The sequence below is a fragment of the Streptomyces sp. NPDC028419 genome, from assembly GCF_055565515.1.
The window spans coordinates 430,234-455,791 of record NZ_JBVHUE010000002.1 but is presented as its reverse complement, the minus strand read 5'-3'; the positions used below and the strand labels follow the sequence as shown (position 1 = coordinate 455,791).

General features: G+C 72.9%; 20 protein-coding genes, 1 tRNA gene and 2 pseudogenes. 12 read left to right on the top strand and 11 right to left on the bottom strand.

Annotation, left to right across the window (positions count from 1 at the left end; translation table 11 throughout):
* Positions 1-225: 225 nt before the first annotated feature.
* Together ACZ4UB_RS04365 and ACZ4UB_RS04360 are read right to left on the bottom strand one after the other, a co-directional pair.
* Positions 226-1,794 carry an oleate hydratase gene (locus tag ACZ4UB_RS04365; protein WP_468068145.1) on the bottom strand — a complete coding sequence of 523 codons (1,569 nt, stop codon included), beginning with the start codon at positions 1,792-1,794 and terminating at the stop codon, positions 226-228.
* Between the two features lie 207 nt (positions 1,795-2,001).
* Entirely contained in the window at positions 2,002-2,745 is a 744-nt protein-coding gene (locus tag ACZ4UB_RS04360; protein ID WP_468068144.1) for a hypothetical protein, read from the bottom strand.
* Positions 2,746-3,008: 263 nt separating this feature from the next.
* Here ACZ4UB_RS04360 and ACZ4UB_RS04355 point away from each other — a divergent pair, with 263 nt between their 5' ends.
* Both ACZ4UB_RS04355 and ACZ4UB_RS04350 read left to right on the top strand, forming a co-directional pair.
* On the top strand, positions 3,009-6,110 hold the full coding sequence (locus ACZ4UB_RS04355; protein WP_468068143.1) for a helix-turn-helix transcriptional regulator: 3,102 nt from the start codon (positions 3,009-3,011) through the stop codon (positions 6,108-6,110).
* 270 nt (positions 6,111-6,380) lie between these two features.
* Complete coding sequence (locus tag ACZ4UB_RS04350) at positions 6,381-8,240, top strand: M1 family aminopeptidase (protein WP_468068142.1); 1,860 nt, start codon at positions 6,381-6,383, stop codon at positions 8,238-8,240.
* Positions 8,241-8,276: 36 nt separating this feature from the next.
* Here ACZ4UB_RS04350 and ACZ4UB_RS04345 read toward each other — a convergent pair whose 3' ends face one another.
* Positions 8,277-8,840: an HPP family protein gene (locus tag ACZ4UB_RS04345; protein WP_468068141.1), complete on the bottom strand. Its 564-nt coding sequence runs from the start codon at positions 8,838-8,840 to the stop codon at positions 8,277-8,279.
* 289 nt (positions 8,841-9,129) lie between these two features.
* Between ACZ4UB_RS04345 and ACZ4UB_RS04340 the strand changes: the two genes are divergently transcribed.
* The 6 genes from ACZ4UB_RS04340 to ACZ4UB_RS04315 all read left to right on the top strand — a co-directional run bounded on the left by ACZ4UB_RS04340 (position 9,130) and on the right by ACZ4UB_RS04315 (position 15,123).
* Positions 9,130-9,696 (top strand): cupin domain-containing protein, encoded by a 567-nt coding sequence (locus ACZ4UB_RS04340; protein ID WP_468068187.1) that lies wholly within the window; start codon positions 9,130-9,132, stop codon positions 9,694-9,696.
* A 265-nt stretch (positions 9,697-9,961) separates the two neighbouring features.
* The gene (locus ACZ4UB_RS04335) at positions 9,962-10,447 is read left to right on the top strand and encodes a hypothetical protein (RefSeq protein WP_468068140.1); all 486 of its coding nucleotides are present in this window, start codon (positions 9,962-9,964) and stop codon (positions 10,445-10,447) included.
* A gap of 83 nt (positions 10,448-10,530) precedes the next feature.
* A complete protein-coding gene (locus ACZ4UB_RS04330) occupies positions 10,531-11,082 on the top strand; it encodes a hypothetical protein (protein ID WP_468068139.1) in 552 nt (183 codons plus the stop codon).
* A 15-nt stretch (positions 11,083-11,097) separates the two neighbouring features.
* Positions 11,098-12,321, top strand: a complete 1,224-nt coding sequence (locus ACZ4UB_RS04325) for an MAB_1171c family putative transporter (protein WP_468068138.1) — start codon at positions 11,098-11,100, stop codon at positions 12,319-12,321.
* A complete protein-coding gene (locus tag ACZ4UB_RS04320; protein ID WP_468068137.1) occupies positions 12,318-13,889 on the top strand; it encodes an amidase in 1,572 nt (523 codons plus the stop codon). The genes ACZ4UB_RS04325 and ACZ4UB_RS04320 overlap by 4 nt, the downstream gene beginning before the upstream one ends.
* 94 nt (positions 13,890-13,983) lie before the next feature.
* Positions 13,984-15,123 carry a hypothetical protein gene (locus tag ACZ4UB_RS04315; protein WP_468068136.1) on the top strand — a complete coding sequence of 380 codons (1,140 nt, stop codon included), beginning with the start codon at positions 13,984-13,986 and terminating at the stop codon, positions 15,121-15,123.
* Here the strand turns inward: ACZ4UB_RS04315 and ACZ4UB_RS04310 are convergent.
* On the bottom strand, positions 15,120-15,392 hold the full coding sequence (locus tag ACZ4UB_RS04310) for a hypothetical protein (protein ID WP_468068135.1): 273 nt from the start codon (positions 15,390-15,392) through the stop codon (positions 15,120-15,122). The two genes, ACZ4UB_RS04315 and ACZ4UB_RS04310, sit on opposite strands and share 4 nt — an antisense overlap.
* 117 nt (positions 15,393-15,509) lie before the next feature.
* Positions 15,510-15,914, bottom strand: a pseudogene (locus ACZ4UB_RS04305) (type II toxin-antitoxin system PemK/MazF family toxin).
* 49 nt (positions 15,915-15,963) lie between these two features.
* Between ACZ4UB_RS04305 and ACZ4UB_RS04300 the strand changes: the two are divergent.
* The 3 genes and pseudogenes from ACZ4UB_RS04300 to ACZ4UB_RS04290 form a co-directional block, all read left to right on the top strand.
* Positions 15,964-16,376 (top strand): annotated as a pseudogene (locus ACZ4UB_RS04300) (transposase); the annotation flags it as partial.
* Positions 16,377-16,844: 468 nt separating this feature from the next.
* A complete protein-coding gene (locus ACZ4UB_RS04295; protein WP_468068134.1) occupies positions 16,845-17,249 on the top strand; it encodes an aggregation-promoting factor C-terminal-like domain-containing protein in 405 nt (134 codons plus the stop codon).
* 635 nt (positions 17,250-17,884) lie between these two features.
* Positions 17,885-17,959, top strand: a tRNA-Ala gene (locus tag ACZ4UB_RS04290).
* A 240-nt stretch (positions 17,960-18,199) separates the two neighbouring features.
* Here ACZ4UB_RS04290 and ACZ4UB_RS04285 read toward each other — a convergent pair.
* The 3 genes from ACZ4UB_RS04285 to ACZ4UB_RS04275 form a co-directional block, all read right to left on the bottom strand.
* Positions 18,200-18,730 carry a hypothetical protein gene (locus ACZ4UB_RS04285; protein WP_468068133.1) on the bottom strand — a complete coding sequence of 177 codons (531 nt, stop codon included), beginning with the start codon at positions 18,728-18,730 and terminating at the stop codon, positions 18,200-18,202.
* A 129-nt stretch (positions 18,731-18,859) separates the two neighbouring features.
* Positions 18,860-19,633, bottom strand: a complete 774-nt coding sequence (locus ACZ4UB_RS04280; protein WP_468068132.1) for a glycosyltransferase family 2 protein — start codon at positions 19,631-19,633, stop codon at positions 18,860-18,862.
* 331 nt (positions 19,634-19,964) lie between these two features.
* Complete coding sequence (locus tag ACZ4UB_RS04275; RefSeq protein WP_468068131.1) at positions 19,965-20,102, bottom strand: hypothetical protein; 138 nt, start codon at positions 20,100-20,102, stop codon at positions 19,965-19,967.
* Positions 20,103-20,281: 179 nt separating this feature from the next.
* Here ACZ4UB_RS04275 and ACZ4UB_RS04270 point away from each other — a divergent pair, with 179 nt between their 5' ends.
* Positions 20,282-22,537, top strand: coding sequence for a tetratricopeptide repeat protein (locus ACZ4UB_RS04270; protein ID WP_468068130.1), 2,256 nt, complete (start codon positions 20,282-20,284; stop codon positions 22,535-22,537).
* Positions 22,538-22,547: 10 nt separating this feature from the next.
* Here the strand turns inward: ACZ4UB_RS04270 and ACZ4UB_RS04265 are convergent, their stop codons facing one another.
* From ACZ4UB_RS04265 to ACZ4UB_RS04255, 3 genes are all read right to left on the bottom strand, one after another.
* Positions 22,548-23,330, bottom strand: a complete 783-nt coding sequence (locus ACZ4UB_RS04265) for a TIGR04222 domain-containing membrane protein (RefSeq protein ID WP_468068129.1) — start codon at positions 23,328-23,330, stop codon at positions 22,548-22,550.
* A gap of 63 nt (positions 23,331-23,393) precedes the next feature.
* Positions 23,394-24,146 carry an SOS response-associated peptidase gene (locus ACZ4UB_RS04260; protein WP_468068128.1) on the bottom strand — a complete coding sequence of 251 codons (753 nt, stop codon included), beginning with the start codon at positions 24,144-24,146 and terminating at the stop codon, positions 23,394-23,396.
* A 42-nt stretch (positions 24,147-24,188) separates the two neighbouring features.
* The gene (locus tag ACZ4UB_RS04255) at positions 24,189-25,523 is read right to left on the bottom strand and encodes a pyroglutamyl peptidase (protein WP_468068127.1); all 1,335 of its coding nucleotides are present in this window, start codon (positions 25,521-25,523) and stop codon (positions 24,189-24,191) included.
* Positions 25,524-25,558: the final 35 nt, after the last annotated feature.

The following is a 25,558-nucleotide window of genomic DNA, read 5'->3' as shown; positions in this document are numbered from 1 at the left end:
GCGGGGAAGGGTGGGTGGGCCGCCGGGTGACGCCGGGGAGGCGGGCCGGGCGGCCGATGATCATCACCCTGGCGGATCGGAGGGGCGCGCGCGAGGCGGGCACACCGATGGGGTGACGGAGCGTCGGCTGACGGTCCGCCAGTCGGGGGAGGCCCGGGCCCGCGCCCCGCACGAACGGCCCCCGGTACGGGACCGGGGGCCGCTCCGCTCGATCGGGCGCCCGGCTCAGCGCCGGTGCATGGTGTGCAACGCCTCCAGCAGCACCTTGGGGTCGTGGCCGCCCTTGTACACCGGCGGCGGCCGCCGGTCGAGGTGCAGCAGCTCCGCCACCGCGGTCCAGGCGGTGCGCACCGAGTACTCGACGGTGAACACCACGTCGTCGGGGACCTCGGCGTACTGCCCGATGAAGGCCAGGTTGGTGGAGCCCTCGGGGACGACCTGGGGCCGGTCACCGGCCTTGCGGACCAGGAACTGGCTGGTGATGTAGGGCATCAGCGCGGGCCGCACGACCGAGGATTCGAGGATCTGCTCGCTCTGCGCGAGGCGCAGGTGCCCGAGCACCTCGGACAGGATCTCCCGGCCCGTGCACGCGGCCATCGTCTTGTGCACGTGGTCGCCGGGCTTGTCCGGGAAGAGGGCGTAGCCCCACCAGACGAAGGTGTCGTCGGGCTGCTCGTGGAAGTGCGGCTGGTGGTTGAGCACGATGGTCAGCAGCCAGCCCGAGTCCTTGAAGGTGATCAGCCCGCCCTTGCCGGCCTCGCTGCCGGAGAACTCCTCCATGGCCTTGAAGAACGTCGGGTCCTTGGTGGTGACGGTGAAGGACCCCCAGGTGGAGTCCGCGACGGAGGTGTCGAAGACCGAGGGGTCGCCCAGGTGGGGTCGTTTGGCCGCGAGGGTGTGCCACAGCCGCCACGAGGCGTCCGGCGCGGAGGTGTCCAGCACGGCGGGGGTGTCGGTGGTGCCCAGGGTCGAGTTCGCGGTCATCGAGCCGTTGGTGACCAGGACGAGGTCCTCGGGCGCGAGCGCGATCCGCTCGGCCGCGCCGCCGGCCCGCGCGAGGACCAGGGCGGTGGCGGTGATGCCGTCGCCGTCGGCCAGCTCGACGTCGGTGACGGTGGTGTTCAGGGTGAAGCGGACGCCCTTGGTCCGCAGCCAGGCCTGGAGCGGGCGCACGATCGAGTCGTACTGGTTGAAGCGGGTGCGGTAGATGCCCGACATCGTGTCGAAGGTCTTGAAGAGGTGGACGAACCGGTTGAGGTAGCGCCGGAACTCGATCGCCGAGTGCCAGGGTTCGAAGGCGAAGGTCGTGCACCACATGTACCAGAAGTTCGTGGTGAAGAACTCCGGTGCGAAGCAGTCGGAGATGCGCTTGCCGTCGAGGCGCGATTCGGGGGTGCCCACGCAGGCGACCAGGTCGAGCCGGTCGCGCTCGGAGAAGCCCATGGAGCGGGTGGCGACCGGTCGACCGGTGGCGTCGACCAGGCGCGCCTTGTCGTTCCACGCGAAGTCCTCGTGGAAGGCGAAGGTGTCCTCGGTGACGGAGGTGTCGGGTGCGTCGAGCGAGGGGATGGAGGAGAGCAGGTCGTAGGTGCACTCGAAGTGCAGCTCGAACATCCGCCCGCCGCGCATGGTGTAGCCGGTGTCCGGGTCGCCCGCCGCGTCGAGGCTCCCGCCGGTACGTCCCTGGGCCTCCAGGATCGTGATGTCCGCGCCCTCGAAGCCGCCCTCCCTGATCAGCAGCGCCGCCGCTGACAGGGAAGCGATCCCCGCACCCACCAGATAGGCCTTGGCCACGACGTGTCTCCACTCGCCCGGCCGCGCGGGCCCCGGTCGGCCGCGCGGTCACCCTGCCAACCCAACAGGCCCCGCGGCGCCCCGCAACCCGGGTGGGCCGCCCGGCAGGCCCGCCCGGCGGGCGGATGCGGCGGCGCGCACCCCCGCGGTGCGCCGCCCCGCGTCGTCGGCGGGAGCCCGAGTCGTCGTCGGCGGGCGGCCGCGCCCTCAGCAGGAGCCCGAGTCGGCCGGGGGCTTGAAGACGGCGTCCAGCACCCGGTCCGCGGAGACGTCGGCCAGCGTCCAGTCCAGCGTGGAGTCCGTCTTCGGGAACTGCAGTTGGGACGGCAGCTCCCGGACCGTCACCTCGTCCCCCAGGTACGAGACCGACAGCGTGCCGCCGCACTTCTCGGTGGCCGGGGGCTTGCTGCCCTCGGCGAAGCCGTCGCCCGGACCGGCCGACACGGTGAGGGTTCCGAGGGGCGTGTAGGTGAAGGCGAAGCCCCCCGTCGAGGATCCCGGCGTGGCCTTGGCGATGTGCACCCGGAAGTGGCTGAGCCGCACCCGGATCGGCTCGCACGGGCGCTGGGCGTCCTTCAGCCGCAGGTACACCCCGGTGTCGACCATGAAGAGCGCCGAGTACGAGGACGTCGTGCGGTCGCTGGCCCGCAGGGCCTTGATGTAGGCGCCCAGGCCCGCCGCGTCCAGGGAGGCGATGGGCGTGCACGGTCGGGAGGCCACGCCGGTGGGCACCGGCAGGGTGCCGGGGGCCGGGCCGGAGGGAGAGGGAGTGGGCGCCGCGGACGCGGAGGGCGAGGCCGAGGGCGACGCGGAGGCGGACGGGGTGGCACGGTCCGGTCCCAGGCCCAGGCCCAGTCCCGCGCCCGAATCGGAGCCCGAGCCGGAGCACGCCGTGAGGGCGAAGAGCGGAACGGTCAGGAGCGGAACGGCGAACGCGCGTAATCGGGGCATGCGGACTCCTCGTCGGGCGCGGTGTCGGGTCGGGGCACCGGTGCGTCGTCGGGACCGCACCCGGTACGACACCGGGTGGGTCACCAGGTACGTCGTCGAATGGCGGCCGGGACCGTCCGGCCCCCACTCCGGCGTTCCCGGCCCCCTCGATGCTGACAGCGGCGCCCGCGTCGCGGCATCCGTAGGACCGCCTACGTATCCCCGGCCCCGAATGCGGGTAGCGGACAGCGGTGCGGGTAACGGACACCGGGGGGGGTGGGGCCATGACGCACGGAACCGTGTTGCTCGGCCGGGGGGCCGAGCTGGACCGGCTGGACCGGGTGCTCGACGGGCGCGCCGGCGTGCCGGCCGTCGTCGACCTCGTCGGCGCGGCCGGGATCGGCAAGAGCCGGCTGCTCACCGAGGTGTGCGCGCGGGCCCGCGGCCGCGGCCTGACCGTGCTGCGCGGCCGGGCCACCGAATACGAACAGCACATCCCCTTCCGCCTGTTCACCGACGCCTTCGCCGATCTGGATCCGGAGTCGCTGCGCGCGGTGGCGGCCGAGGCCGAGCCGGTGGGGCCCGTCCTGTACGGGGTCTCCGCGCCCGCGGAACACGGGCCGGGCGCGGACGCGGGCCCGGCCGGTGACCGCGAGCCGGGACCGGGTCCCGGCCCCGGTGCGCTCGCGGGGGCGGGAGCGGCGGCGGAGGGCGCGGAACGTACGGGTCCGGGTGCTCGGGCCCGGGACCGGCGGGACACCTCGGCTCCGGTGGACCGGTTCTCCCTGCACCGCGCGGTGGCCCGGCTGCTCGGCGCCCTCGGCGGCGACCACGGCGGCGGACGCGGCCTGCTCATCGCCCTCGACGACCTCCACTGGGCCGACCCGGCCTCCCTGGAGCTGCTGGACCACCTCGTGCGGCACCCGCCGCGCGCCCCCGTCACGATCGTCGTGGCCCGGCGCGACCGCCAGACCTCGCCCTCCCTCGCCGCCGCGCTCACCCGGGGCGCCGACACCGGCGCCGTACTGCGCCTGGACCTCGGCCCCCTCGACGAGCGCGTCTGCGTGGAGCACCTCGCGCCGGGGCTGCCGCCCGCCCGCGCCGCCCGGCTGTACGCCGCGAGCGAGGGCAACCCGCTCTACTTCCTGGCCCTGCTCCAGCAGCAGCCCGGCCCGACGCTGCCCACCGGCGACCTCACCGCGCTGCTCCTCGACGAACTCACCCCGCTCACCGCCGCCCAGCGCCGCACGGCCGAGGCCGTCGCCGTGCTCGGGGACCGCGCCACGCCCGCGCTGCTGGCGGTCGTCGCCGAGGCTGCGGACGCCGCCGTGCTCGACGCGGACCTGGCCGTACTGGCCCGGCGGGACCTGCTGCGACCCGCGCCCGGCGGCAGCTGGTCCCTGCGCCACCCGGTGCTGCGGACCGTGGTCCACGAGCACACCGAGCACCGGCGGCGCACGGGGATGCACCGGCGGGCCGCCGCCGCCCTGGCCCGGGCCGGCACCTCGGCCGCCGCACGGGCCCCGCACGTCGAGCGGGCGCTGACCGGGTGGGACCCGGAGCTGGCCGCGGTCCTGCTGGAGGCGGCGGGGCAGTCGGAGACCACCGCCCCGGCCAGCTGCGCCCACTGGCTGGAGGTGGTGCTGCGGGTGCTGCCGGACGCCCCCGGCCACACGGCGCGCCGGCGGGACCTGCTGTTGCGGCGGGCGCGGGCGCTGAGCGTCTGCGGCGAACTGCGCGAGAGCCGCGACCTGTTGCGGGAGCTGATCGCCCAGACGTCCGCCGGCGAGGACGACCGGGTGCGCGCCGACGCCGTGACCCTGTGCGCCTCGATGGAGCGCCACCTCGGCCACTACGGGGCCGCGGTCGCACTGCTGCGGCGCGAGCTGGACCGGCTGCCCGCGCCGCGGCCGGCCGCGGCGCTCGCCCTCGGACTCGAACTCAGCTCCTCGGCGCCCCACTCCCTCACCTACGGGGAGGTGCGGAGCACCGTGGTGCGCACCTTCCACCTGGCGGAGCGGCTCGGTGACGCCCCGGCCGCCGCGGGCGCGCTGGCGATCTCGGCGCTCGGCGAGGCGTACGGCGGGAACGTGAGCACCGCCCTGGGGTTCATCGACCGCGCCGCAGCCCGCGTGGACGCGCTGGCCGACCACGAACTCGCCGACATGTGCGAGCCGTTGTCCCGGCTGAGCCTGGCGGAGTTCTACCTGGAGCGGTTCGAGGACGCGGAGCGGCACGCCGATCGCGGACTGGCCGTCGCCCGCCGCAGCGGCCCCCTGCACATCATGGCGCACCTGCTGCTGTGCAAGGCGGCCGTCCACATGAACACCTGCCGGCTCGGCACCGCCCTGGACCAGACGGACGAGGCGGAGAGCATCGCCCGCGGCATCGGCAGCGACCAACTCCTCGCCCTGGTGCTGGCGAACAAGGCGCAGGTGCTGATCGCGTCCCTGCCGCCGGGCGACCGCACCTCCCTCACCGTCGCCGAGGAGGCGGTCGCCCTCGCCGGGCCGTCGACCAGCTGGTGGAGCTCGCTGGTGTGGTACGTGATGAGCTACGCCGCCCTGCACGGCGGCGACCCGGTCCGGGCCCGCGCCGCGATGCTGCGGGCCGGCGGCGGGCCGGAACTGGCGGGCCTCCAGCCCTCGATGCGCCCCCTGCTGCTGGAGGCCCTGGTCACCGCCGCGGTCACCACCGGTGACCTGGCCGCCGCCGCCGGGTGGGCCGCGCTGGCCGGACAGGACGCGGAACGCCTCGGGTTGCCCGGCCAGCGGGCCTCGGCCCTGCGCAGCGCCGGCCAGCTGCTGGCCGGCCGCGGGGAGCCCGCCGCCGCGGCGCGGCAGTACGCCCGCGCGGCCGAGGAGGCCGCGCGCTCGGGCGCGACCCTCTGGGAGGCCCAGGCGCTGCTGATCGGCGCGGCGTTGACGGCGCGGGCCGGCGATCCCGGCGCGGCGGCGGGCCCGTGGGAGCGGGGCCGCGGGATGGCCGAGGCGGGGGGCTCCCGCCTGCTGACGGGGCTCGCGGACCTGTTCCCCCCGGCGCCCGCGGTCCCGCGGCCGCGCGCGACGCTCGCACCGTCCGCCGCTCCCCCGCCCCGGCCCGCCGATGCCCGCGCCGCCTCTCTTTCCTCCGACTCCGACTCCGACTCCTTCTCCGGACCCTCCCGCCCCGCGCCCGCCCCGCCCGCGCCCGCCCTGCCCGGGCTCACCCCGCGCGAGCGGGAGATCGCGGCCCTGGTGACGGAGGGCCTCACCACCCCGGCGATCGCGGCCAGGCTCTACCTGAGCCCGCGCACGGTCGACACCCACCTCTCGCACATCTTCCGCAAGACGGGCGTCGCCAGCCGTTCGGCGCTGGCCGCCCTCGCGGCCCGCACCACCACGTGAGGCACCAACACCCCGCCCGCTGCTAGGACTTCGCCCCGGGCGGGAGGCGGGGAACAGCTGGGGACACCTTTACCTCTCCCGGATGGCATGTCCCGGTCACGTCTGCCAGGCTTCCGCCTGCGCCCCCTGACCCAAGGGGACGGGCCCCACATCTCACCCCAGCGATCGCGCGAGCGATGCGCGCAGCCCGCGGCTGCCCGCCGGCCCACCCGAGCCGGCCGGGCCGCCACCGAGCAGGCCGTCATCCCGGCCGTCTCAAAGGAGTTCCGAGTGAGAACGACCCCCCACACGACCCTCGCCGCGACGGCACTCGCCGTCGCGGCGCTGACCGCCGCCACGCTCTCCGGCAGCCCGGCGACGGCCGCGCCCCGGCCCGCGCCGGTCGCCGCCGCCTGCACCCCGACCCAGGTCGTCGCCAACGGCGGTTTCGAGAGCGGCACTTCGCCCTGGACCCAGTCCCAGACCAGCATCATCACCAACCGCACCGGGCAGGGCGCCCACGGCGGCACCCGGTTCGCCTGGCTGAACGGCGTCGGCAGCACCCACACCGACACCCTCTCCCAGAGCGTCACCATCCCCTCCGGGTGCAGCACCGCCACCCTCACCTTCTGGCTGCACATCGACACGGCCGAGACGACCACGTCCACGAAGTACGACAAGCTGACGGCGAAGATCGGCACCACGACGCTGGCGACGTACTCCAACCTCGACAAGAACACCGGCTACGTGCAGAAGTCGCTGGACGTGTCGGCCTTCGCGGGCCAGACCGTGAGCCTCGCCTTCACCGGCACCGAGGACTCCAGCCTCCAGACCAGCTTCGTCGTCGACGACGTCGCCCTGGACACCTCCGGCGGCACCACCCCGCCCGGGGACTCCACGCGCACCCCGTCCGCGCCCGCCTACACGGTGAACCTCACGAGCAACGCGAGCGGCACCGGCTGGACCGGCCACGAGAGCGCGACCTTCACCAACGCCTCGGCCACCGCGCTCGGCGAGGTGTACCTGCGGCTGTGGGACAACTACCACGGCACCTGCGCCGCCATGCCGATCTCGGTCACCAACGTCACCGGCGGCACCGCGGGCGCCCTCTCGGTCGGCTGCACGGCCCTCCAGATCACCCTGCCCACCCCGCTGGCCCAGGGCCAGAGCGCCACGATCGGCTTCGACCTGGGCATCACCGTCCCCAGCGGTGCGGACCGGTTCGGCTACGACGGCGCCTTCAGCATGGTCGGCAACGCCCTGCCCGTGCTCGCGGTCAGGGACGGGGCCGGCTGGCACCTGGACCCGTACACCAACAACGGCGAGTCCTTCTACGCGCTGGCCTCCGACTTCAAGGTGACCCTCGACCACCCGAGCAGCCTGCTCGTACCGGCCACCGGCGGCTCCGTCGACACGCCCGGGACCAGCGGCCGGACGGTGACCACCGCGACCGCCACCAAGGTCCGCGAGTTCGCCTGGGCGGCCGGCCCCTTCAGCAAGATCTCCGGCACCTCGGCGGCCGGCACCCCGGTCAACATCTACTCCGTCTCGGGCATCAGCTCGACCGACGCGCAGTCGATGCTCAGCACCGCCAAGTCCGCCGTGGACGCGCACGCGGCCCGCTTCGGCGCCTACCCGTACGGCGAACTGGACGCGGTGATCGACAACAACTACTGGTTCGGCGGCATGGAGTACCCCGGCTTCGTCCTCGACCTGGTCAGCACCACGGCGCTGACCCACGAGATCGCCCACCAGTGGTGGTACGGCATCGTCGGCGACGACGAGTACACCAGCCCCTGGCTCGACGAGTCGTTCACCGACTACGCCACCGACCTGGCGCAGAACAAGACCGGCGCGAGCTGCTGGAACAGCGTCTCCTGGTCCGGGACGGCCGAGAAGATCACCAACTCGATGGGCTACTGGGACGCCCACTCGTCCCGCTACTCCACCGTCGTCTACGGCTACGGCAAGTGCGCCCTGCACGACCTGCGCCGCGTGCTGGGCGACACCGTCATGGCCAAGCTGCTCAAGGACTACGCCGCGGCCCACTGGTACGGCGTCTCGACCACGGCCGAGTTCAAGGCGGCCGCCCAGGCCGCCACGACCACGGACCTGACCTCCTTCTGGACCCAGCACCGCATCGAGGGCTGATGCCGACCCGCTAGCGAGTGCTCACCGGTGCCCCGCCTACCACCAGTAGGCGGGGTACTTCGGCGCCTTGGGTCGTACGCGCGAGGCGGCGTACCCCGCGCCGACCAGGAGCACGCTCGCGCCCAGCAGCAGGGGCACGAAGCGGGTGGGAGCGGGGCTCTGGAGCACGACGATGACGGCGGTCGCACAGGCCGGCGAGTGCGGGGTCCGGGCCACCATCAGCACCGCGAGGGTGATGCCGGCCGCCACCGCGGCGGCCCACGCACTGCCGCCGGCCGCGGCCAGGACCCCGTACCCCACGACGGCGCCCAGCAGGTGTCCGACGACCACGCTGCGCGGCTGGGCCAGCGGGAGGGTCGGCACACTGTTCACCAGCGCCGCGCTCGCGGCCAGCGGCGGTATCAGCACCGGTTCGTGGATCATCGCGCCGATCGCGACCAGCCCGAGCAGCACGGCGGTCACCGCGCTGGTGATGTGCAGCGCGGCGAGCGGCCCGGGCCGGGCCGGGGGCCGCGCCGGCAGCGCGTGCGAGTGGGTAGGGGGGTGGGTATGGGGGTGGGGCGGCGCGGTGGGCACGGCGGCGGGGGCGTCGGCACGCATCTGAACGATCTCCGGGAAAACGGCTGGCAGGCCGGGGACGGGCGGGCACGGGGGTGGAAACGGTCTGTGCCGCGAGGGGCGAGCCTGTGATCGACAGCTGCTGTGACCCGGCACGCTCCCCGGTCGGGGCGGGTGCCGTCCGCCGGCGACTCTATCCGGCGGCCCGCGCGGGGCGGCGCGGAGGGTGTATGACATCCCCTGACGCCGTTTCCGACACACCCCCTCTTCGACGCACCCCGTTTCCGACGCACCCCGTTTCCGACGCACCGGGAGACAGACCGCCATGGCGATGCAGCCGCCGCCCCCGACACCGCGGCCCGATCCGGCGCCCGTCCCGCCCGGCGGCCCCGCGCGGGTGCTCGCCGAGCTGGCGGCCGTGGTGGCCGCCGCTGGGCCGGAGGCGGGCGGGGTGCTGTGGCGCATGACGCAGACCCCCCGCGGCCTGGACGCCAACATCGTCCGGCTCCAGCCCGGCGCGGTCATCGCGGAGCACACCGATCCGGCGCTCGACGTCCTGCTGATCGTCTTCGAGGGCGACGGCTTCCTCGGCACGCCCGGGGGCCGCACCACGCTGGGCGCCCGTACGGTGCTCTGGCTCCCCCGGCACGCCCGGCGCTCGCTCGGCGCCGGCCCGGCGGGGATGCTCTACCTGACCGTGCACGTCCGCCGTCCCGGCCTCGCCATCACGTCCGCGCCCGACCCGGGGGCGTTCGGGAGCACGCGGGGCCTCGGGAGGGGCGAAGAAGGCGGAGAAGCGGCTTGCCTGCTGGACCGGGTCTGTGCCGACTGCGGCCGCCTCGCCGGCGAACGGGACGCTCTGTACTGCTCACGTTGCGGAGCGCGCCTGCCCCACTGACCCCGAACGCCCCGGGACGGCTCCCGCGGCCGGTCAATTCCCGTCCTTCGCGGGGGGAGATGGAGATATGCCCTCCCACCCGACTAAGGTGGTCGCGAGAGCCCGGATACCGCACCCCCGTCGGTATCCGGGCTTTCGTCGTGCCCGAATCCGGCTCCCGCCGTACCAACACGCCACTTTCGGACACCTGTTGGCCTGATCCGCTGCGCTGCGCCGGCCAAGGCGTCAACTATAGTTTAGCCCGGTCGAGAGGAAGCAGCGCACCGTGGCACCAGCAGTCGAGGGTCCGGACGACGGGACCGCGGAAAGGTCCCCGGCACCCGTTCCGGGAGCGGGAGCACCGTTCAGCGATCGACTGAACTACCTGTTCGACCGCGTACGCCCGCCGGGCGCGAAGGAGTTCAGCAACGCCCACGTGGCCCGGACCATCTCGTCGTACGGCAAGGAGAGTTGCACCGGTGCCTACGTCGGCATGCTCCGCAAGGGCGAACGGACCCCGACCATCACGCTCGTACCCCTCTTCGCCCGGTTCTTCGGCGTGGAAGCGGGCTACTTCGTCGAGGACGAGGTCACCCGGAAGGTCACCGACCAGTTCGAACTGCTGCGCAAGCTCAGCGAAGCGGGCGTCAAGGAGATCGCCCTGAGGTCGATCGGCCTGTCCGCCAAGAGCCTCGGCAAGGTCCTCGAAGCGATCGAGGTCGTGCGGGAACAGGAGGGGCTGCCCCCGCCCGGTGGGAAGGACGCGCCGTGACGCGCTGCCGCCGCCGATGCCGTACCCCCGACCGTCCGTCCGAGCGTCCGTCCGACCGACCGCCGATCCCGAGAGGAAGCCGCATGTGGCGACGCCGTCGCGACCGTCGATCCGACATCGGAGCCGCCGACGCCTTCGCGGCCGAGCGGCGCAGCAGGGCGTACCTGGACGAGTTGCGACTACCGGCCGTCGACAGCGTGTTGGACCTGGTGCCGTTCATGGAGGAGCGGCTGGAGCGTTCGATCCGGCTCGTGCCCTTCACTCCCGACGCCTCGGACCCGGACGCCCTCGACGCCTCGGCCCCCTGCGGGCTCTGGCTGGCCACCGAGTCCACGGACTACGTCTTCTACGACACCGGCATCAGCAGGCCGCACGCCGAGATCATCGTCGCCCACGAGTTCGCGCACATGCTCAGACAGCACCGCGGCAAGGCGTCCTTCTCCACGGGCACCCTGGGCGGTCTGATCACCGACATCGATCCGAGCACCGTCCAGCTCGTCCTCGGCCGCACCCGCTACGACAACCCGGAAGAGTTCGAAGCCGAGATGCTCGGTTCGCTGCTGCAGGAGTACGTGAGCACGCCCCGCCGCGGCGACCAGGACACCGACCCCATAGCCCGTACGCTGCTGCGCTGACCCGGATACGAGCCCGTGAAAGACATACTGCACCCCTTGTGCCTGCTGATCGCCGGGACGGGATTCCTCTTCCTCCTGCGCGACCTCGGCAAGAGCCGACGTGACCCCGCGCTGGTCGCCCTGGCGTTCACCTACGGCTTCTCCGCCCTCAGCTACGCCATCTCCCTCACCTGGGTGTGGGTGCGCATCGACGGCACGCTCGGCGTCACCAACATCGCCGTACCGCTCGCGCAGAGCTGCGTGGTCCTCGTCCTCGCGCTCCAGGGCACGGTGTTGGCCCACTGGTCCAAGCCGCTCGCCGAGGCCCGGCGCCGCGGCCGCCTGCTGCTCGGCGCGGCCGCCGCGGTCATCGTCTGCATGGGCGTGCTGTTCGTCCTCCTCACGCCCGCGACGCAGCGGCCCACCGACTTCTCGCTCTACTACGCCCACGACCCCTTCTTCCAGACCTACCTGACGCTGTACATCGGTACCTACACCGCCGCCGAGTTCTACCTCGCCCGGTCCTGCTGGAAGTACGCCCGTACCGCCTCCAGCCCCTCGATCGCCCGCGGCCTGCGCCTGACCAGCATCGGCGCCGTCATCACCCTGGGGTACAGCGCGATCCGGATCGGCGCCGTCCTCGGCGCGGTCTTCGACTTCAGCGTCCAGCACCTCGACCCGTACGCCTGGCTGTGCGGCGACATCGGGGCCGCCCTCACCCAGGTCGGCTACTTCCTGCCCACCCTCACCCAGCGGACCACCGCGGTGCGCGACTGGTGCACGGCGCACCTGCGCTACCGGCGGCTGCACCACCTGTGGTCGGCCATGGACCAGGCGGACCCGGGGATCGCCCTGCGCCGTCCGGCCCGCCAGCGCGACGAGCTGCTGCGCGGCCGCAGCGCCCACTTCCCGCTGCTGCGGCGGCGCGTGGAGATCCGCGGCGGCCAGACGCTGCTGCGCCGCTACCTGGACCCCGCCGTACGGGCCGACTCCGAGGTCCGGCACGGCGCGGCGGGCCTGACCGGCGCGGCGCTCGCCGCGGCGGTCACCGCCGACCAGATACGCGCGGCCCTCGTCCGCCACCACGCGGGCGAACCGGTCGACGCTCCGGCCGACTACGCGGACGCCGACCTTCCGCTCGCCACCCCGGAGGACGAACTGCTGCACCTCCAGCGGGTCGCCGCCCACTTCACCCCGCCGGGACAGGGGACGCCCGCCCCCGGCGACCCGCACAGCGCCCCGTCAGGAGCCCGCACGTGATCCTCCGCCGCACCCTGCTCGTCGCGTCGACCGTCGTCGCCGCCGCGGCCGCCATGACCTCCACCGCCGACGCCCGGGCGCGCGCCGCCGGCAGGCCCCCGCGCACCCCCCTGCACCTGGCCCCCGCCCACGAGCAGCTCGCCGCGCTGCGCCGGGGCGAGATCACCAGCCGTGCGCTGCTCGAGCGGTACCTGGAGCACCACGACGCGGTGAACCCCGGGCTCACCGCGGTGGTCACCCTGGACCTCGACGCCGCCCGAGCCGCCGCCGACCGGGCCGACCGGCACCTCGCGCGGACCGGGAAGCCCCTCGGCGCCCTCCACGGCCTGCCCATGACGGTGAAGGACGCCCTGGAGACGCAGGGGCTGCGCACGACCTGCGGTTCGCCCGACCTCGCCGACCACGTGCCCGCCCGGGACGCCGACGCGGTGGCGCTGCTGCGGGCCGCGGGGGCCGTCGTCTTCGGCAAGACCAACGTGCCGGTGCTGTGCCAGGACATCCAGACCGCCAACCCCCTCTTCGGAACCACGAGGAACCCCTTCGCCGCCGACCGCACGGCAGGGGGCTCCTCCGGCGGCCCGGCCGCGGCGGTGGCCGCCGGGCTCAGCGCCGTCGAGATCGGCTCCGACCTGGCCGGTTCGCTGCGGCTGCCCGCCGCCTACTGCGGGGTCTACGCGCTGCGCACCTCCCGCGGCGCCCAGCCGATCGTGCCGACCCGCGGACACATCCCGCGGCCCCCGGGCTGGGCCACCAGCAGCGACATGCTCACCCTGGGGCCGGTCGCCCGTACGCCGGAGGACCTCGAACTGCTGCTGGACGTGCTCGCCGCGCCGGCCCCGGCCGACGGCGCCGCCTGGAGGATCGACCTCCCCGCCGCGCGGAAGACCCGACTCGGCCAGTACCGCGTCGGCATCTGGGCCGATGACGCGTACTGCCGCGTGGACGCCGACACCCGCGCACTACTGGGCCGGGTCACCGATCTCGTGCGCCGGGCCGGCGCGCAGGTCGACGACGCGGCCCGCCCGGTGGACTTCGCCGAGAGCGACCGGCTGTTCCAGCGGCTGCTGTACGCGACCTCGGCCGCCAGCGCGACGGACGCGGCCTACGCCGCCGAGGTCGAGGCGGCGCAGAAGATCCCGGCCGATGATCCCAGCGGCCTCTACCTGCACGCGCGGACCATGCGGCACCGGGACTGGTGCGTGGCCGACGAGGACCGGCAGCGGCTGCGGGCCGCGTGGGCCGCGTACTTCGCCCGGCACGACGTCCTGATCACCCCGGCCGCTCCGACGGCCGCCGTCCCCGACCAGACCTCCGTCCCCGTGCCGGGGCGGTTCATCACGGTCGACGGCGTGCGGCGGCCGTACTTCGACCAGACGAGCTGGGTCAATCTGGCCGGGCCGGTCGGACTGCCCTCGCTCGTCCTGCCCGCGGGCACGACCGCGGCCGGACTGCCCCTGGCCGTACAGGTCATCGGGCCCTACCTGGCGGACCGGACGGTGATCTCGGTGGCGAAGCTGCTCGCCCGGGTCCTGCCCGCACCGCCCCTGGCCCCGGCGCTCCGCGCCTGACGGGCCCCCAGAACCGGGGCCGTCTCGCCTGACACGGGGGTGCAGACGGGACGGCCCCGCACTACGCACGTGATCGACGAACAGGGGGACACACATGCGCAGGACCATGTCCGCGGCCGGGGCCGCGGTCATCACGGCCGGGCTGATCGCGGTGGCGGGACCGGCCACCGCGTCCGGAGCGGATGCGACGGGTGCGACGGGTGCGACGGCGGGTGCCGTGTGCAAGCCGGCCGTCAAGGCACTGGAGGAACTGGGCACCACCGGTGAGACCCGGCCCTACGCGCTGGGCGCCTCGGGCCGGACGGTGGGCACCTCGAACGACGTGCCCGCCTTCTGGGAGGGCACCCGCGTCTTCCGGGTGCCGCTGCCGACCGGCTGGGCGAAGGGCAGCGTCCGCGCGATCAACGCCAAGGGCCTCATGGTCGGCGTCCTGGACCGGGCGAACGACCAGGAGCACGTGCTGTTCAGCTACCGCAAGGGGGACCGGCAGGTGACCCTGCTGACCGCTCCCGCGCAGGGCCCGTACGCCGGGATCGGCGTCAACGACGCGGGACGGGTGGCCGGCTTCGACGGCCTGACCCCCCGGGAGTGGCAGGACGGCCGGCTGGTCCGCGAGCTCCCGGTGCCGCCGGGCGTCCACCCGGCCACCAAGATCCAGCAGGTCACCGGGATCAACAAGCGCGGCGACGTGCTCGGATTGGCGAACGCCTACTACAGCGACGACGGCGGCAATGAGATCTGGGAGACCTACCCGGTCGTCTGGCCCGCGGGCGGCGGTCCGGCCAAGGCCCTCGCGACGAGCGGCGTGCCGTACATCAGCCGCTACAACACGCTCGCGGGCATCGACGACCGCGGTGTGGTGGCGGCCACCGACGTCGACGTCTACCACGGCGGTTCCAACGAGCGGGGCTTCGTCTGGAAGGCCCCCTACACCGCCGCGCCGACCGCGCTGGCGAAGCTCGCGGGGCGCGACGAGCTGGAGGTGACGGGGATCAGCCCCACGACCGACAGGCTGGTGGGGACGGCCCGGACGTACCTCGACGTCAGCGAACCGCACGCCGCGGTCCCGACCTTCCAGGTGGGCGGCGGAGCCGTCCGAGCGCTCCCCGTGCCCCGCCGGAACATCGACGAGGGCCGAGCCTTCGCCGTGTCCGACGACGACCGGGTCGCCGGAACCATCTCGGGCAAGCCGGTGGTGTGGACCTGCGCGAGCAAGCAGGCGTACACGCCCTAGTGGGGCTGTGTCAGCTCTTCGTCGCAACGCCGCAGGGCCATGGCACGGGCCTGGGATCCCCGGGAGTTCCTCAGCAGCGAGTCGACGCACTCGGTGAGGAACGTCCGGGCGGCGCTGGTGAGGGTGGCCGCGTAGTCCAGGAGGCACTCGTGGACGCCCTCGCCTGCGGTGAACGGCTCCTCGGCCGCGGCCCAGTGCTTGACCCGAACGTCGAACCGGTCGATCTGGCCGGACTTGTCGGCGGGCTTGGGGGTCGGGTAGGAGATCACCCAGGCCGCTTGGTACTCCAGCCGTAGTTCGTGATCTCGATCGTGAGGGGCGCCGGCGCCGAGGAGGCAGCTGGACGAGACCGACCACGCCGTCGCGGGCGTCCGTTCCTTCTCCGCCTACCCGAGTCCACCGAGACGGAGGGCGTCCCTCATCTCGCTGAGCTTCGCGGTCGTCGCCGGGGTCCACTCCTTCGTCTACTCACCGAGGCGGAGGGCGTTCTCAATCTCGCTGAGTTTCGCGGAGGACAGAACGCCCGCTCGCTCGATCAGGTCGTCCCGGGACACGGTGGTCAGCCACGTGCAAGGGGTAAAGCCCGGACGCGGCAACGCGAACCGCAGCACGCCTTCAAAGGACAGTCCCTCCACGGCGCCTACTGCCACTTCGACGCCCAGACCGGTGATGTCGACACCCGCCCGAGCGACGACCTGCATCACCCGGATCCCGGACGCGTCGTCTCCCGACAGCAGCACGACCGGCCGCCGCTCGTCGAACTCCACCCACCAGACTTCGCCACGTTGCACATGTCCTCCTGCCGTTGACCATCGGTGTGTGAAGACAAACGATCACGCGGTGGTCGCAGGTCACAGCGTAGACCCTGCCCGCTGGCAGGAGGCGTTCGAGGGCCTGATGAGCCGGATAGCGGGACGGTTCACACGGGTCGAACCCCGCTTCCGGGTCCGGAAGTTGGTGCTCGGACTGCTGTCGGACCTGCCGCGCAGGAACTGCTGGACCACCGCCGAATGGGCCGGGGAGAGGACCCCGGACGGCGTCCAGCGCCAGTACACCGGTACCGCGGGCAGGATCGAAGACGCCCAGGTCGCCGTCTACCCGGTCTACGCCGGCCGGCGCGGGCACGTGGCAGTGGACCGGGAACTGTACGTCCCGCGTTCACTGACCTCCGACCCTGACCGCTGCCGGGATGCCGGGATGCCGGACTCGACCAGGACACCGCCTTCGCCACCAAGCCGGAACTGGCCACTCGTAAGGAGCTGTGGGTGGCGCTATGGAACGTAGCCTTCCAGGCACCTGTCACCTTCGATACGGGGGCCGAATTCACCGGGAGCCTTCCCCGAAGCGGGTAGGGGCGGGTACGGAGGGTGACATTCGGGGCCCTTGGTGGTGACCCGACCCACAGGACCCAGGTCACATACGAAGCGGGATCGTAGTTCCCGTTCGCCCCGCACCGGTGCCCTCGCACCTGTTCCTGCCTGCGTCGATGCCGGTCCGGCCGCGGGGGCCGCCCGCCCCGTCTGCGAGGAACGCTAGTACGCGACGTCGTTGCCAGGGCCCGGGAACCCCCGTAGAACTGGATGAGTCGCAAGGCGGACGGAGATCCCCGGGCTCACCCAAGGTCTCCCGCTCCCGCCGACGATCCCCTCTCCACCGCGTGAGTGGCTCACGCATGTCCTCGGCATGCGGCGACCGTCCCCGTCCCCTTCGGAAGGTCATCCGTGTCCAACGCCGTCATCCGCCGCATCGCCGCTTCCAAGAAGACCCTCGCGGGTACCGTCCTCGCCCTGGGCGTCGCCGGTTCCATGCTGGCCGCGGTTCCCGCGCAGGCCGCCCCGATGAGCGCCAAGGCGATCGCGCAGCAGATGATCAAGGACCCGGCGCAGTTCGCGGCGTTCAACCAGATCATTTCCCGCGAGAGCGGCTGGGACCACACCGCCACGAACGCCTCCTCGGGCGCGTACGGCCTGGTCCAGGCCCTGCCGGCCTCGAAGATGGCCTCGGCGGGCCCGGACTGGAAGACCAACCCGGCCACCCAGATCAAGTGGGGCCTGGACTACATGAACTCCCGCTACGGCAGCCCCGTCGGCGCGTGGAACTTCTGGCAGAGCCACCACTGGTACTAAGCCACCAGCGGACAGCACACGTACGCACGCATGAGACAGCTCGGCCGGGAACTCCCGGTCGAGCTTCTTTGCGTTTACGGCCGCCGAACCCACCTGTCGTGAACTGCCCGGCCACGATGTGATGGCAGCCCGGCGAACAGCGACGTCCGTTCCTCCAGCGGGAGGTTCTTGCCATTGCCTCGCTCCACGTCCAGCCGCCGTTGCCGCAGCGGGACGCAATTCGACAGCGGCCCGTCACCGGGCCTCGTCCGTGGACCTTCAGGTCTCGTGGTCATCAGTGTGGGCGGTGCTGTTCCTTGCCGGGCCTTGGCGTTCCTTGTCGTGCCTTGGCGGACCGGATGCTTCTGGTGGCTGCGCAGGGCTGCCGGGCCGTGGCGTGACGGGATCGCCTGCTGCGTGGTCAGGCTCCTGCCGACCTAAAGCGGCTGGTCAGCAAGACCGCTCCCAGCACCGCGGGGATGACCCATGCGTCACGAACCCGACGTACGCTTCCGAGGCCCGGCTACGTGGCTGGCACTGGCGCGCTCTTGCCGCGGCCGAGGGGACGTCCGCAGCGCCTGCGGTGTGACCGTCGGCCCCTCACCCTGGGAAAATGGCTGGCCCGTGGTGGAGCGGGCTGCCTAGGATCACCTCAAGCGGGGTCGTAGCACAGAGGTAGTGCACCTACACAGCATGGAGGAGGACGTCGGTTCGAATCCGGCCGCCCCGCCCTTCAATCTTGAGAACCGCGGTCCATCGACCAGCCGCAGAGAGGTCCGGCAGAGCCGCGTCCTGCCGGCGGCGAAGGCCCCTCACGGCGAAGCGTCCACCAGCAACGGCAGCACGGGTGTGCGGGCGGACAACGACCTCGGTTGCTGGATGACCTGTGCCCTCGGCCAAGGTCCGCAGCCGATCCGAGGCTTCGCAGCATTATTCCAGTACGTCCGAGACCACCCTGACCTCCACAGGCATCAGACGCCTCGCCCGCGTTTCGATTTCGCCCGCACGCGGCCGCGAAGCTCGGCCTGGTAGAAGGCGACCCCGTCACCGCCCAGCCCGAAGGACTCACAGATGTCCGCCACCGTTTCGGCGTCCTCCGCAGTACCGGTGAGCCCGATCTGGAGAAGCCTCCAGAGCCCCTCCCGCACCTGGCGCCTGCACCTTTCGCCCAGACCCGCGCTCCCCGCGGTCGGCCCGTAGTCGCCGGAACCCGCAGCCACGAACCACAACGTCTGCAGCAGCACGTCTCGGGCCAGCGTGGAGAGGTCGCCCGCCAACGCGGCCATGATCACGCCGACCGCAGGTGGAGTGCACTCGAAGATGATCGTGCTCTCCTCGACATGACCATCGAGGGTGTATCCGATCATGTCCTGGGGTGTCTCAGCAGTGACGATCGCCTCGATCAGAAGCGGCACATGCTCCGCAGAAGTACCGCATCCGCACTCCAACGACGCCCAATCGACGCGTCGCAGTTCTGCGCGCACCAGTTCACCGACCACCACCGCGGCCCCCCTCAGCAGGGTAGGCCTCGGGTCTGACGGAGGACGCCCCCAACCGATCTGTCGTCGTAGCAGGACACCCAACGCATCATGGCCGACGCAGGCACAGGTACTCAGCCGCGCGAGCCGGCGCTAGATGCGCGAGTTGCGCAGGGACTGCCACACGGCTCCGGCCAGCGCCCGGGTCGCCCGCGGGACCGAGAGGTGCTCGTGTTCGCGGTACAGGGCCCAGTTGTACCGCACGAGCGACGCCTTGTTGGAGGACAACGATCCGGCTTGGTGGGCCCGGTACACCGCGAGCGGCTCGGCGAGGCCCCGGGCGTCAGCACCGTCGCGCATGATCGACAACCACAGGGCGTAGTCCTGACGCTTGCGCATCTCCGGCATCAGCCTGGTGCCCAAGGCGTTGCGGTCGTACATGGCGGTGAGGGCGCCGATGTGGTCGCGGACCAGCATCGCCCGGTAGTCCACATGCTCGCGGGCACGCACCACCCGCCCGTTCGGGGTCCAGTCGGTGCTCTCTCCGGCGTGGTCGGCGTCCATCTTGAAGTACGAGGTGAAGGTCAGCGGTGCGGTGGCGTGTGCGGCGAAGGCGAGCTGCTTCTCGGTCTTCTCCGGCAGCCACATGTCGTCGCTGTCGAGGAAGGCGACGTAGTCCCCGCGGGCCCGGGCGATCGCGAGGTTGCGGGCCCGGCCCGCGCCGCCCTGCTCGGGCGCGGACTGCACCAGGACGCGCTCGTCCTGCGCGGCGAACTCGCTCAGCAGGTCCATGGAGCTGTCGGAGGACCGGTCGTCGGTGACCAGCAGCTCCAGGTCACTGTGGGTCTGCGTGAGCACCGACCGGACCGCTGCGCCGAGGGTGGCCGCCGAGTTGTACACGGGCATCACGACAGAGACCAGGGGCACAGCGCTTCTCCTTGCCGGATCGGGAACGACGGTCCATTCAAGCACCGTGGTCGAGCGGGAGCTGCCACGGATCGACGTCGACGGTGTCGACCCCGGCGGCCTCAACCACGTGGGCACCAGCACGCCCAGCGCGCCCAGGGGGCCAGGCTGCGCTCGCCGCCGAAGGTGCTCTCGGGCGACGTCCCGTCACGCGAACCCGGTGCGGAACGCTCACGGGCTCCCGTTGAGGGCCGTCCGGTCGGCTGGTCGGCTGGTCGTCCAGCCGAGGCCGCCCCGGCACAGGCCGGGGCAACAGCGGTGGCACGGAATCCCGCTCGGCGACGGACGATCCTCAGGCCGTCTGGCTCCCCCCGTCGTCGTCCTGACCGTTCTTGGCCCGACGGCGGGCGCGGCGGATCTCGAGGGTGATGGTGAGGGCCGAGCCGATCAGGGAGAGGGCGTCGGCGGCGATGGAGAGGAGGTCGTTCACGGGTTCTGTCCTTCGGGTCGGGACCGCGGTGCGGGTCGAAGGCAGACGGTGAAGGGGAGTTGAGCTGTTCGGAACCTGTGGACCGGACAGCGCAGGTAGATTCCGGACAGAGCAGCGGTTGTCCCGAACGGACCGGACAATCGCGCAGCCCGTTGCAAGGAGTGTGGGGCGAGTGCGCGGTGGCAGGAGCTGACAGGCGCGGCGGCCGGTGGCGGACGCCGATCCGGCCGGTCAACGAGCAGGCGCGGAAGCTCGCGGAGGTCCTCCGGGCCCATGTGGACCGCTCGGGCAAGACCCTCGCCGTGCTCTCCCAGGAGATCGGCCTCTCCACGAGCCAGATCAGCACCCACTTGGGCGGGCGGATCCCACCCCCGGAGTTCGTCGCCCGCCTGGTCGCCGCGACGGTCGACCCGGCGTTGCGCGAACGACGCCAGAGCGAGGCGGCCGCGCTGCTGGACCAGGCCGAGCACCCGCCCCGCACCACCGCGAGAGCCGGTCTGCCCGGAGCCGGAGCGCCCGGGTCCGTAGAACTCGTCACGGTCATGGCGCAGCACATCGAGACGTACAAGCAGCTCACTCACGCGATGGAACAGCAGGCGCAGCTCCGCCAGGCCGCCGACAACTACGCGCGGCTCTGCTGGATCCTGCTCGGCATCATCCAGTGGCTTGAGAGGCGTGTCGACCTGCTCAGCCAGGAACGGGAGCCGCTTCCAAAGGCTGTCGGCAGGGAAGTTCAGGAGGAAGCGGAAGCCAAGCTCGCGCGGGCGCAGGTCCAACGCGCCACGGCCGATTCCGAGCTGGCGCGGGCCGAAGCGAGGAGGTCGCAGGCCGAGGACCTCGCCAGCCGTCTGCAGAATGAGATCATCGAGCTCAACCACGAGCTCGACCGGGTGCGCGGGAACGGACCGCCCCCAGGCGGTTTCCCGCTCGACCAGACCGCATCCGCATCCGCATCCGTTTCCGTATCGGCCCTGCTCGAGCCGGAGTCGTCCTCGGTGGACCCGGAGGCCGACGACATCGATGCGGTGCTGGTCCGGGTGGCCACCGTCCACGCTACCGACGGCGACACCGTCGACCGCATCGCCAGGGAAGTCGGCGAGGACGACCCGGGGCGGAGCAGCCGGAGCGGCCGGAGCGGAAACCGGGGGCGGACGACCGAGGGCATCGAAAGCGATGATGTGCCGCCGATCCGGGAAGACCCCGACGAGCCTGGATTCGCCTTCGGCGTGCGCCGCAGAAATGAGGAGGCGGTGGAGACCTTCAGCCGCGCCTTGCAGACCGACCCCGACGATGTCGTCGCGCTCACCGGCCGCGGCCTGAAGTATCACGCGGGCAGGCAGTACGACCAAGCACTCGCGGATCTCAACCACGCCCTGCGGATCGAACCCGACTCCGCGACCGTGCTCTTTCACCGGGCCGGCGTCCTCAACCGAACCGATCGGCACGAGGAAGCGCTGTCCGACCTTGACCGGGCACACCGGTTGCGGCCCGCCAACGCCTCCGTCCTCGCTCGCCGCGGTGACGCCCACCTCGCCCTGAATCGGCTGCCCGCGGCGCTGGCCGACTTCACCCGCGCACTCGCTCTCGCGCCTGGAGACCTCTCGATGCTCACCCGCCGTGGTGATGCGAACAATCGCTCGCACCGCTTCCTCGAGGCACTCGACGACTTCACCCACGTCATCGAGGCAGCACCGGAGGATGTCCGTGTCCTGATCAAGCGCGGTGAGGTCTACACGAACCTCGAACGTTTCGACGAGGCACTGCTCGACTTCGACCGAGCCCTGGATCTCAACCCGGGCTATCACGAGGGCCTCTACCATCGCGCGTACCTCCGTGCCCGGACGCACCGTTATCACGAGGCGGTCACCGACCTCGACCTGATGACGGCCATCACGCACTTTCTCCCCGCACTCGTCATGCGCGCCGAGGTTCATTTCCGCTTGGGGCACTTCGAGGACGCTCTCTCGGACGCGGATCAGGTCCTGGCCGACGCGGACCGCGGCACCCCCGTCCTGCGCACCATCAGCCTCTGCACCCGGGCATCCGTCCTCTTGCAGTACGGACGCTTCGACGAGGCGCTCACCGACCTGGAACAGGTGCTGACGATCGACCCTGACTACTGCGATGCGTACACCTATCGCGGGGCCGCACACCGGCGTCAAGGCCTCTTCGAGAAGGCGCTTGCCGACCATGACCGCGCTGTGGCGATCGACCCCCGAAGCGTTGAGGCGTTCGCCTACCGGGGCGAGACCTACCTCCTGATGGGCAGGTTCACAGCCGCCCTCGACGACTTCGACCGGGCGCTCGCGATCGACGCCCTCGACCCTGTCGCGCTCGCGGGAAGGGAGCGTGCGGTGCGGGGGCACCCCGGGGCGCCGAGCAGCGCCCCAACCTGCCGACGACCCACCACGCGGCAGCCCTACGACAGCACGTGACAGAGCCCTACTAGCCGCCGCAGGACACGGCCCCGCAGGAGGAGCCGCCGCCCCGGTGCATGGGTTCCCTCGGCGGCCGGGTGAGCAGGCCGCTCTCCTCGGTGAACCTCGGCAGCTGCTCGCGCAGCACCGGGGTGCCGAACAGGGCGACGTTCAGGAGGAGTTCGGCGGGTGCGCGGACGGTCGCCCGCCGGACTCCGATCCGTTCACCGCGCAGTCGGGCCAGCAGCGCCGCGCCCTTGTGGGTGCGGCGCGGCAGGACGCCCAGCATCAGGGCGAACGCGCCCGCGGCGAGGGCGAGCACGTGCCACGGTCCGTCCGCCGCATCGGCCACCGACCCGACCACCGCCGCGCAGAGGGCGGGCAGCAGCACGACGCGTACGGCGACCACCCGGCGGCTGGTCAGGAGCAGTCCGGTCCGTTCCGCTTCCCGGGCCTCCGCCGCGACCGCCCGGCTCACCCGCTCGATGACCCACAGGCGCCGCGGGTGCATGTGCCCGAAGAGCACGTTGTACTGGGCCCGGGCGAGCCCGGAGCCGCCCCGGGGCGCCGCGGTGTCGACGCGCTGGACCGCCCCCGGCCACGTCGCCTCCACCGCGCCCGCCAGGTGCAGCTCCACCAGAGCCGTCTGTACCGCCGCCCGGCGGCCCCCGCGCAGCAGGGCGATCTCGACCGGCGACAACGGCCGCTGCCGGGCCGGGTCGGGCGCGGGCCGCGCGCCGAACCCGAACCGCATCAGGGCGGCGGCCACCACGAGCGCCCAGGCCACCCCCACGGACACTTCGGCAATCATGGTCTGCGACCAACTCCCCCACGGTATGGCCCACATGGGCCCGGCCGGGCCCCGGCGCCGAGGCTACTCCGGGGGCGCGGGCGCCGCACCGCCGGCCGGGGCGAGGAGCTGGGGGCCGTTGTTGCGGACGCTGTTGACCTCGGTGGACACCGCGCGCACCGCCAGGAGACCGTCGGCCGGGGTGTGCAGCAGGGCGCGCAGTTCGTGGGTGTCGTGGCGGGTGGGGTCGAGCCAGGCTCCGTAGTCGTCCCGGTGCAGGGCGAGGGGCATGCGCGGGTGCACGCGGCCCGCCGCGTCGGTGGCCTCGGTGGTGATGATCGTGCAGGTGGTGAGCCACGCGGTCGGATCGTCGGGGTCCGCGACGGCCGGATCGCGCCAGTACTCGTACAGCCCCGCCATCGCCATCGGGGCGCCGTCCTCGGGCGCGATGAAGTACGGCTGCTTGTAGGCCTTCGCCCGGTCCGTGGCGGGGACGGCCTCCCACTCGTAGAAGCCGTCGGCGGGCAGCAGGCACCGGCGTTTCGTGAACGCCTTGCGGTAGGCGGGCTTCTCGTGGACGGTCTCCACCCTCGCGTTGATCATCCGGGAGCCGACCCCCGGATCCTTCGCCCACGAGGGCACCAGGCCCCAGCGGAGCGGCCGCAGCCGCCGCTCCACCGCGCCGCCGTCGCGGTCCGCGCGTTCGAGCACGGCCCACACGGGGTCGGTGGGCGCCACGTTCCAGCTCGCGGCGAGCGCCTCACCGGGATCCCAGTGGGCGTCGAAGAGCCCGGCCAGGTCGGCCGGGGCGCGGGTCGAGGCATAGCGGCCACACATGGTGTCCACTGTGCCACCCCGGCACCCCGACCGCCCGCACCGTCAGGGCAGGGTCGGCGTGGAGCCGGGGGCGGCGGGCCGGGACGAGTTCCGGAGGATCGCCAGCACCTCGTCGGCGATGGCCGTCTCGTTCTGCTCGAAGGTGGCGTCGCTCAGCCGGGCCGGGTCCGCGGGCAGCCCGGTCAGGACGGGGGTGTGCAGGTGGCCGCCGGGGAGCCGGGGGTTCAGTTCCGTGCGGAGCCGGTTGGAGCGGTAGGCGACCTCGTTGGAGAGGTAGCCGCCGCCTCCACCCGCGACGGCGCGGGAGCCGGGGGTGGGGCCGTCCTCGCGGTCCACGGGCCGCTGCTCGCCGGCGGGGATCTCGGTGACGGTGGTGTTCAGCCGGACCGGGAAGGGGCTCTGGACGGCGGTCATGGCGTCGGTGGGCAGGGTGGTGCGCAGGAACTCCGCTCCCGGGCCCATGCCCGGCGCCGTGACGGGGTGGTCGTAGGTGCCTCCCGAGAGGGCCGCGGCGTTGTCCGGGTAGGGGTCCGCCGACCGGGCGCGACCGGCCCAGGCCTCCAGCGTGAAGATCCCGGGATAGCCCTGGCTGATGCTGGTGATCATGTCGGCGGCCCGGGGCCCGGCCGCGAGGCGGGGGCCGTAGGCGCGCTCCACGATGCCGGCGTCGAAGTCGGCGTAGCGCACGGGCAGGACGACGGCCCGGATCTCCACGGGCGTGCCGTCGGCGAGCGTCACGCGGCGGCCGTTGAGCCGCAGGACCGCGGAGCCGGAGGGGTTGGCCCGGCGCGGTTCGCTGTCCAGGCCGAAGGGGTCGAATCCGCTGACGAACAGGCGGCGCACGCCGGGGGCGCCGCGGAAGTCGTTGGCGGTGAGTCCCCGGGAGGCGTCCTCGAAGCGGGTCCGCAGGGCCGCCCGGTCCACCGGGAACCCCGGTCGCCAATCGGCCAGTTGGACGGTCATCCGCAAGCGGGTCCAGTACAGCGGGCGGTCGTCCCCGGCGGGCAGGTCCCCGCCGGGGCGCCGCCCCTGGGCCCGGTTCACGGAGGCCTGCCACAGCGCCTCGCCCCAGGCGTCGAGGAGCCGGCCGGCCTCGGCGGCGTCGCGCGCGCCGCAGAGCGCGGCCGGGAAGCGGCGTACGAAGTCACCGAAGGCGGCCCGCTCCGTGAAGGCGGCGGTCCGCGGGTCGGCGAGCCGGGCCTGTTCCGGATCGACGGTGGAAGCGGGGTCCGCGGCGGCGGAGGCGGGGGCCGTAGCGGAGGCGGAGGCGGAGGAACCACAGCCGGACGGGGCCGCGGCGTGCGCGACGGCGGGCGGGAGGACCGCGGTCACGCCCAGCAGGGCGGCGGCGAGGGCCGTACCACGTAAGATCATCATGCCATGTGACATTACATAGCAGGGTGGTGGCGGGG